The 7775-nt window shown below is 65.1% G+C and carries 6 protein-coding genes; all 6 read left to right on the forward strand.

Going from position 1 to position 7775, the window contains the following annotated elements; all coding sequences use genetic code 11:
- Positions 1 to 1018 (forward strand): MFS transporter (locus tag DH10_RS15345; protein ID WP_192384939.1); only part of this gene is annotated, 1018 nt, incomplete at its 5' end.
- Between the two features lie 159 nt (positions 1019 to 1177).
- Positions 1178 to 2089: a glycine betaine ABC transporter substrate-binding protein OsmF gene (osmF, locus tag DH10_RS15350; protein WP_192256953.1), complete on the forward strand. Its 912-nt coding sequence runs from the start codon at positions 1178 to 1180 to the stop codon at positions 2087 to 2089.
- 323 nt (positions 2090 to 2412) lie between these two features.
- Entirely contained in the window at positions 2413 to 3576 is a 1164-nt protein-coding gene (locus DH10_RS15355; protein ID WP_192256951.1) for an ABC transporter permease, read from the forward strand.
- Entirely contained in the window at positions 3573 to 4508 is a 936-nt protein-coding gene (locus DH10_RS15360; protein WP_192256950.1) for an ABC transporter ATP-binding protein, read from the forward strand. Before DH10_RS15355 ends, DH10_RS15360 begins: the two co-directional genes overlap by 4 nt.
- The gene (locus DH10_RS15365) at positions 4505 to 5254 is read left to right on the forward strand and encodes an ABC transporter permease (RefSeq protein WP_192256947.1); all 750 of its coding nucleotides are present in this window, start codon (positions 4505 to 4507) and stop codon (positions 5252 to 5254) included. Before DH10_RS15360 ends, DH10_RS15365 begins: the two co-directional genes overlap by 4 nt.
- A 278-nt stretch (positions 5255 to 5532) precedes the next feature.
- Positions 5533 to 7674, forward strand: coding sequence for a sodium-translocating pyrophosphatase (locus tag DH10_RS15370; RefSeq protein ID WP_192256945.1), 2142 nt, complete (start codon positions 5533 to 5535; stop codon positions 7672 to 7674).
- Positions 7675 to 7775: the final 101 nt, after the last annotated feature.

Here is a 7775-nt window from a genome sequence, read left to right on the forward strand (position 1 = left end):
CGCGTTGCCGGCCGCCGCCATCATCCGCCGGCTCGGCCACCGCGGCGGCTTCATGACCGGCACCGTCATCACCGCGCTCGGCGGCCTGATCGCGACGATGGCGCTGTTTCAGTCGAGCTTCTGGCTGTTTGCTTTCGGTCTCGGCGTGATCGGTGTCGGCGGCGCCTTCGTCCAGCAGTTCCGCTTCGCCGCCGCCGACAACGCGCCGCCGGAATTCAAGGCGCGCGCCATTTCCTTCGTGCTGGCGGGCGGCATCGTCACCGCCATCCTCGGGCCGCAGATCGTCATCTACACCCGTGAATTGCTGGCGCCGGTGATGTTTGCCGGATCCTTTGCATCGATCCTCATACTGGCCGCCCTCGGCGCGATCATCCTTTCCTTCCTGCATACGTCCAGGCGCACGAGCAGCGCCAGTGAGGCCGCCGGCGGCGATGCCCGCCCGCTGGCTGAGATCGCCACCCAGCCGCGCTTTGTCGCGGCACTGTTCTGCGCCGTCGGCAGCTACGCGCTGATGAGCTTCGTCATGACCGGAGCGCCGCTCGCCATGGTCGGCTGCGGCCTGTCGATGGACGACGCGACGCTCGGCATTTCCTGGCATGTCATGGCGATGTTCGGGCCGAGCTTCTTCACCGGCTCGCTGATCCACCGCTTCGGCGCCGAGCGCATCGTCGCCATCGGGTTGGTCCTGCTCATAGGCTGTGCCGTGGTGGCGCTTTCAGGCCTTGCGCTATGGCAGTTCTGGACGGCGCTGATCCTGCTCGGCCTCGGCTGGAACTTCAGCTTCATCGGCGCCACCGCCATGGTCGCCGCGAGCTACCATCCATCCGAAAAAGGCAAGGTGCAGGGCTTCCACGACTTCGTTCTGTTCGGCTCCGTTGCCTTTGCTTCGCTGATGTCGGGCGCGATCTACAATGCCTGGGGTTGGACCATGCTGAACTGGGTCGTGTTCCCGGTTGTCGTGCTCTGCTTCCTGGCGCTCGGCGCCTTGAGGCTGCCAGGCTTGCGCAGCGCTAACTGACATTACGCTGTCAGGACCCGGCGCTGCGCGCCAGTTGCGCCGGGAACAAAATTATTGCGCGCGTCTCGCTAGTTATGAAACCGTGTGCCCCGACGGCGTGTTAAAGCCATGCTCATATGCGGCCATCGACCTCTCGGTTCACAGCAAGGGATTTTCACAATGTTTTCAATCGGAAAGCTCGCCGTAGCAGCGATCGCGCTCGGCATCACCGCAGCCTCTGCGAATGCGCAGGTCGTTGTCTCCTCGAAGATCGACACCGAGGGTGGTGTGCTCGGCAACATCATCCAGCTGGTCTTGAACGCCAACAACATCAAGACCACCGACCGCATCCAGCTTGGCGCGACGCCCGTGGTGCGCAAGGCGATCACCGCCGGCGAGATCGACATTTATCCCGAATATACCGGCAACGCCGCCTTCTTCTTCCAGAAGGCGGACGATCCGATCTGGAAAGATGCCGCAAAGGCCTACGAGACCGCCAAGAAGCTCGACTATGATGCCAACAAGATCGTCTGGCTGTCGCCGTCGCCGGCCAACAACACCTGGGCGATCGCGCTGCGCAAAGAGGTGACCGACGAGAACAAGCTCACCACCCTGTCGGATTTCGGCAAATACGTCTCGGGCGGTGGCAAGGTCGTGCTTGCCGCTTCGGCCGAGTTCGTCAATTCGGCGGCGGCGCTCCCTGCCTTCCAGACCACTTACGGCTTCAAGCTGAAGCCGGACCAGTTGATCACGCTTTCCGGCGGCGACACGGCCGCGACCATCGCCGCCGCCGCCAACCAGACCAACGGCGCCAACGCAGCCATGGTCTACGGCACCGACGGCGGCATCCAGCCCTCTGGCCTTGTCGTGCTCCAGGACGACAAGAATGTGCAGCCGGTCTATCAGCCGGCGCCGATCATCCGCGAGCAGGTGCTGAAGGAACATCCGGAAATCGATACGCTGCTGAAGCCGGTCTTCGCCAAGCTCGACCTCGTCACGCTGCAACAGCTCAACGGCCGCGTCCAACTGGGTGGTGAGCCGGCGAAGGGGGTAGCGGAAGATTTCCTCAAGAAGAACGGCTTCCTGAAGTAACAGACAGAGATCGCGGCACAAGTGCGGGTTGGAATGGTGGGGCCGGTGGAGCTGCTGATCTCCCCCCTTACGAGGGAGATGTCCGGCAGGACAGAGGGGGGGTGCTGTCCCGCCGACCTATCGACTTATCGCAGCTACGCCCCCGGGAGATGTCTCGGCAGGCGAGCTGAAATTCGAAAGCTGGCGATCCTTCCCACGCCCCTCCGGCCTGCCGGCCATCTCCCCCGCAAGGGGGGAGATCAGATCTCGCGTCGCCTTTCGCAAATCTCCAAAGAGTGGCTGCTGCCTGGAAAGTCGCTGATCTCCTCTCTTGAGGGGCGGTCATGACCCTGCGCTTCGACAAGCTCGGCGTGGTGATCGCCGCGATCGTTGCCTACGCCGCCTTCGCGGCACCCTTCGCCACGTTCCGCGCCAACCGCATCGTGCCGGGACAGGCGCGCTCGGTACTCGAAGCGCTGCCCGCGGCGCTTGGCACCCTGCTGCTGGCGATATTGATCATTGGCGGCATTGTCGCGCTATTGAGGACGCCGCTTGTTCTGAGGCTCGCCGCCAGCGTGATTACTCTTGCAGCCCTCGCCATCCTGATCGGCGTTGCCGGCGGCCTCCTGACGCCCGCCGGCAACACCTTCGCCCGTATCGCGCCGGCCTCGGGTTTCTGGCTGCTGATCTTCGCCTTCACGCTGCTTTTGGCCGATGTGCTCACCAGGCTGGACCTCTCGCCATCGGCCCGCGTCGGCGTTCTTGCCGTCGCTGCGCTCGCCATCGGCGCGCTGCTCGTTTCGGGAAGCTGGGACAGCCTTTCCATTCTCAAGGAATATGCCAGCCGCGCCGACAGTTTCTGGGCGGAGGGCTCCAAGCACATCACGCTGGCGCTCGGCTCGCTGGCAGCTGCGGTGGTCGCCGGCGTTCCGCTTGGCATCCTCTGCCACCGCGTCGAGGCGCTGCGGGCAGGGGTGCTGAATGTGCTCAACATCATCCAGACCATCCCGTCGATAGCGCTGTTCGGCCTGCTGATCGCGCCGCTCGGCTGGATCGCCGCGCATGTGCCGGGCGCGGCGGCGGCCGGCATCAGGGGCATCGGCACCGCGCCGGCCTTCGTCGCGCTGTTTCTGTACTCGCTGCTGCCGGTTGTGGCGAACACCGTGGTCGGCCTTGCCGGTGTGCCCCGCGCAGCCAACGATGCCGCCCGCGGCATGGGCATGACCGACCGGCAGCGCCTGTTCGATGTCGAGTTCCCACTCGCCTTCCCGGTGATCCTGACCGGCATCCGCATCGTTCTGGTGCAGAACATCGGCCTTGCCACCATCGCGGCGCTGATCGGCGGCGGCGGTTTTGGCGTCTTCGTCTTCCAGGGCGTCGGCCAGACGGCGATGGACCTTGTGCTGCTCGGCGCCGTGCCCACCGTGGCGCTGGCCTTTGCAGCCGCGATTATCCTCGACGCGGTCATCGAAATGACCTCCACCAAGCGCAGGGCAGACTCCGAATGATCGAGATCGAAGGCATCACCAAGCGCTACAACGGAACGGCTGTCGTCGACGATGTCTCGATGATCGTGGAGCCGCGTACCATCGCCGTGATCGTCGGCACCTCCGGCTCCGGCAAGACGACGCTGCTCAGGATGATCAACCGGCTGGTCGAGCCGACTGCCGGAGTGATCAAGCTCGACGGCGCCGACAATCGCTCGCTGCCCGGGTACCAACTGCGCCGCAGCATCGGTTATGCCATCCAGGGCCATGGCCTGTTCCCGCACCGCACGGTGGCGCAGAACATCGGCACCGTGCCGCTTCTGCTCGGCTGGGACAAGGACCGCATCAAGGCGCGCGTCGAAGAATTGATGACGCTCTACCAGCTCGATCCGCAGGCCTATGGTCCGCGCTATCCGCATGAGCTCTCCGGCGGCCAACAGCAGCGTGTCGGCGTTGCCCGCGCGCTCGCCGCCGAGCCCAACGTACTTCTGATGGACGAGCCGTTCGGCGCGCTCGACCCGATCATCCGCACCAAGGCGCAGGAGGATCTGCTGGCGATCCAGAAGCGCTTCGGCACCACCATCGTCCTCGTCACCCACGACATGGAGGAGGCGGTGCATATGGGCGACAAGATCGCCGTCATGGATGCCGGAAAGCTGCTGCAATACGCTAGACCGGCGGAGATCCTGGCAAGGCCCGCAAATGGCTTCGTCGAAACCCTGGTCGGCTCCAGCGAGCGGCCGTTCCGGCTCCTGTCGCTCGGCCGTGTGCGCGATGCCGTGGAGCCCGGCGGCGCCGAGGGCGAGGCGATCCCCGGCGACGCCAGCCAGCGCGACGCGTTGGCCGAGCTTCTGTGGACAGGCCGTCCGGCACTGCCTGTGAAGGGTGCTGACGGCAAGCCGCTCGGACGCGTCACCGTTGAAGGGCTGGTGAAACGCGCGAGGCCCGCATGAGGGCCTGGCTGCCCGCGTTGTTGAGGCTGGCGCTTCTGGTGCTGCTGGTGGTCTTCATCGCCAGCCCGGGCTGGTTCGAGCCGTTGCTCAGGCCACTGACCGAGAACGGCGCGCCTGCAATCTACAACCAGGGCAGCCTGCTGACGCTGACATTGCTGCATCTGAGGACTGTGCTGGTCGCCACGGTTGCCGCGACGATCGTCGCCGTCGCGCTCGCCATCCTGGTCACCCGGCCCGCCGGCGCCGAGTTCCTGCCGCTGTCGCGCAGCCTGGTCAACATCGGCCAGACTTTTCCGCCGGTCGCGGTGCTGGCGCTCGCCGTGCCGGCGGTCGGCTTCGGCGAGAAGCCGACACTGATCGCGCTCTTCCTTTATGGGCTGCTACCGATTTTCGAGAACGCACTGACCGCGCTCACCACGCTGCCCGGCAACGTGATGGAAGCCGCGCGCGGCGCCGGCATGACCGGCTGGCAAAGGCTGATGAAGGTCGAATTGCCGCTCAGCGCCCCGGTGATCCTCGGCGGTATCCGGCTTTCCGTGGTCATCAGCCTCGCCACCGCCACTATCGGCTCCACGGTGGCGGCCAAGACGCTGGGCGAGGTGATCATCGCCGGCCTGATCTCGAACAACCTGGCCTTCGTGCTGCAGGGCGGCCTGATCGTCGCGGCGCTTGCGGTGCTGATCTATGACGGCCTGTCGGCGATCGAGCGCTACGCCGCGCGCCGCATGGGGCGGGAAGCAGAATAGTGCTGATTTTCGTCATCCAGCCCGACGGCGACTTGCGCGCTGGCTGATTTACGGTACGTCATTTCAATCGATCTAAAAGCACGGCGGCGCCTGCCGGTGAGTCGCCGTCTTCGTCTTTCGGGCGAAAGCCGGGCAAAAACCGAACAATATCTTGACGTTCCGAGCCCTGTTTCGCATACACCGCAGCCAAGGGGTGGATTCCGCTTGGCGGCATTCACACCCGATCCAACGGCCCAGGGAGGGGTTCTTTTGGGCCATCAATCGAGGAAAATCCGGCAATGACCATCATTACCGCCGTCATCGCCTGCGGCTTGCTGTCAGTTCTATACGCCATCTGGGCGACACGTTCGGTCCTTGCGTCCGATCAGGGCAACCAGCGCATGCAGGAAATCTCCGCCGCCATTCGCGAAGGCGCCCAGGCCTACTTAGCGCGCCAGTACACCACCATCGCCGTTGTCGGCATCGTCGTGCTCCTGCTTGCTTGGTGGCTGCTCTCCATCACCTCGGCGATCGGCTTCCTGATCGGCGCCGTGCTCTCGGGCGCTGCCGGCTTCATCGGTATGCATGTCTCGGTGCGCGCCAATGTGCGCACCGCGCAGGCTGCTTCCAACAGCCTCGCCGCCGGCCTTGACATCGCCTTCAAGTCCGGCGCCATCACCGGCATGCTGGTCGCCGGCCTCGCCCTGCTCGGCGTCTCGATCTACTACTTCATCCTGACGGGGCCCATGGGCCTTCAGCCCAATGACCGCGTCGTCATCGACGCGCTGGTCTCGCTCGGTTTCGGCGCTTCGCTGATCTCGATCTTCGCCCGTCTCGGCGGCGGCATCTTCACCAAGGGCGCCGACGTCGGCGGCGACCTCGTCGGCAAGGTCGAGGCCGGTATTCCGGAGGATGATCCGCGCAACCCGGCCACCATCGCCGACAATGTCGGCGACAATGTCGGCGACTGCGCCGGCATGGCCGCCGATCTGTTCGAGACCTATGCCGTCACCGTCGTCGCCACCATGGTTCTGGCCTCCATCTTCTTCGGCGGCACTGCCGTGCTGGGTGCGGCGATGCTCTATCCGCTCGCCATCTGCGGCGCTTGCATCCTGACCTCGATCGTCGGCACCTTCTTCGTCAAGTTGGGGTCCAACGGCTCGATCATGGGCGCGCTCTACAAGGGTCTGATCGTCACCGGCCTGCTGTCGATCGTAGGCCTCGCAATCGCCACGTCGGCGGTGCTGGGCTGGGGCGAGATCGGCACGGTCGCCGGCGTCGCCGTCACCGGCAAGAACCTGTTCATCTGCGGGCTGATCGGCCTGGCTGTGACCGGGCTCATCGTGGTGATCACCGAATACTATACCGGCACCAACAAGCGGCCGGTGAATTCGATCGCCCAGGCGTCGGTGACCGGCCACGGAACCAACGTCATCCAGGGCCTGGCGGTCTCGCTGGAATCGACCGCTTTGCCGGCGATCGTCATCGTCGGCGGCATCATCGCCACCTACCAGCTCGCCGGCCTTTTCGGCACCGCGATCGCCGTTACCACCATGCTCGGCCTCGCCGGCATGATCGTGGCGCTCGACGCTTTCGGCCCGGTCACCGACAATGCCGGCGGCATTGCCGAAATGGCCGGTCTGCCCAAGGAAGTTCGTCAATCCACCGACGCGCTCGACGCCGTCGGCAACACCACCAAGGCAGTGACCAAGGGCTATGCCATCGGCTCAGCCGGTCTCGGCGCACTGGTGCTGTTCGCCGCCTACTCGAACGACCTGAAATTCTTTGCCGCCAATGGCGACAAGTTCCCTTACTTCCAGGGCATGGGTGCGGTCTCCTTCGACCTCTCCAACCCTTACGTCGTCGCCGGCCTGATCTTCGGCGGCCTGATCCCGTACCTGTTCGGCGGCATCGCCATGACGGCCGTCGGCCGCGCGGCCGGCTCGATTGTCGAAGAGGTACGCAGGCAGTTCCGGGAAGATCCGGGCATCATGGCCGGCACGTCGAAGCCGAACTACGCGCGTGCGGTTGACCTGCTGACCAAGGCTGCGATCCGGGAAATGATCATCCCGTCGCTGCTGCCGGTGCTGGCGCCGCTCGTCGTCTATTTCGGCGTGCTCTTGATCTCGGGCTCGAAGGCCTCGGCCTTCGCCGCGCTCGGCGCCTCGCTGCTCGGCGTTATCGTCAACGGGCTGTTCGTCGCCATCTCGATGACCTCCGGCGGCGGCGCCTGGGACAACGCAAAGAAGTCGTTTGAGGACGGCTTCACCGACAAGGACGGCGTCAAGCACTTGAAGGGTTCCGAGGCGCACAAGGCCTCCGTCACCGGCGACACCGTCGGCGATCCCTACAAGGACACCGCCGGCCCTGCCGTCAACCCGGCGATCAAGATCACCAACATCGTGGCCCTGCTGCTGTTGGCCGTGCTCGCGCACGGCTGAGCCAAGCCGCCTATTTCAGGACAGAAGCCCGCGGGAGCAATCCCGCGGGCTTTGCTTTTCGACCAACCGGTTTCGTTCTCTAATGGGTCAAGGGGCGGCGG

The organism is Mesorhizobium silamurunense, assembly GCF_014843825.1.
GTDB classification, from domain to species: Bacteria; Pseudomonadota; Alphaproteobacteria; order Rhizobiales; family Rhizobiaceae; genus Mesorhizobium; species Mesorhizobium silamurunense.